This is a genomic window from Pseudomonas sp. P5_A2_2, assembly GCF_054177685.1.
Window position 1 is genome coordinate 1 of record NZ_JBGCUL010001293.1, and the last position, 1,103, is coordinate 1,103.

A 1,103-nucleotide genomic window follows, 5' to 3' on the forward strand; every position below is an offset into this window, starting at 1 on the left:
GCGCTGGGACGCCATCATCAAACAGCTGCGTACTGACTTCCACGGCGTTCTGATGCTGGCGGGTGGTTACAACGGAGAAACCGCTGAACTGGCCATCGCGCAGGGGCGTGCCGACCTCATCGCTTTCGGTCGGCCGTTCATTGCCAACCCCGACTTGCCGGCTCGCCTGCGCGGGCGTACCGAGCTCAATCTGGCGGACGGCAACAGCTTTTTTGGTGGCGACGCCAAGGGGTACATCGACTATCCGGCGCTGGCATAACGCAGCTCAAAACGGTTGGTATGGGAATCACCACTCTGCAAGGAGAAGGGTAATGAAGAGTCCGGATGTTCCAAAGGCCCTGGTCATTGGTGGTTCTCTGGGAGGACTGTTTGCCGCCACGGCGTTGCGCGCGATTGGCTGGCAGGTCGATGTTTTCGAGCGATCCCCCGCGGCAATGGATAGCCGTGGCGGTGGCATTGTTCTGCAAGCGGATGTCTTGCAGCATTTCCGCTATGCGGGCATCCAACATACCCGTGCGCTAGGTGTCCGGTCCCATGATCGTCTGTATCTGGATCGAGCCGGTACCGTCGTGCATAAAGAACCGATGCCGCAAACGCAGACGTCCTGGAACACACTGTATGGCTCGTTATTTTCTGCATTTCCTGTCGAGCATTATCACCGTGGCAAGACACTGGTGGATCTGGCTCAGAATGAGCACCGAGTGACCGCGTTTTTTGCCGACGGCAGTTGTGCCGAGGCAGACCTGCTGGTGGGGGCCGATGGTGCGGGTTCATTCGTGCGAAGCAGGGTGTTGCCCGGGACGCAACATAGCTATTCGGGCTACGTGGTTTGGCGTGGGCTTGTTGATGAAGACCGACTTCCAGACTTCGCCAGGACGCAGCTTTACCAGGATTTTGTTTTTCAACAGGACCCTGGATCGCTGATGTTGGAGTACATGGTGCCGGGCTTGAACGGCTCCGTAGATCCTGGCGAGCGCCGGTTCAACTGGCTATGGTATTTGAAAGCCGCGCAAGGGCCGGAACTGGACGCCGTACTCACTGATCGCGACGGCCAGCGGCGTAGCCGTTCCATTCCACCGGGGGCTTTGGCTGCGGAGCAGGAG

General features: G+C 59.0%; 2 protein-coding genes. Both read left to right on the plus strand.

What is annotated here, in order from left to right; genetic code table 11:
- Window positions 1–259: oxidoreductase (locus tag ACXRVY_RS30890; protein WP_458239194.1), on the plus strand; the 259-nt coding region annotated here is incomplete at its 5' end.
- 52 nt (window positions 260–311) lie between these two features.
- A partial coding sequence (locus ACXRVY_RS30895) for an FAD binding domain-containing protein (RefSeq protein ID WP_458239195.1) occupies window positions 312–1,103 on the plus strand: 792 nt, incomplete at its 3' end.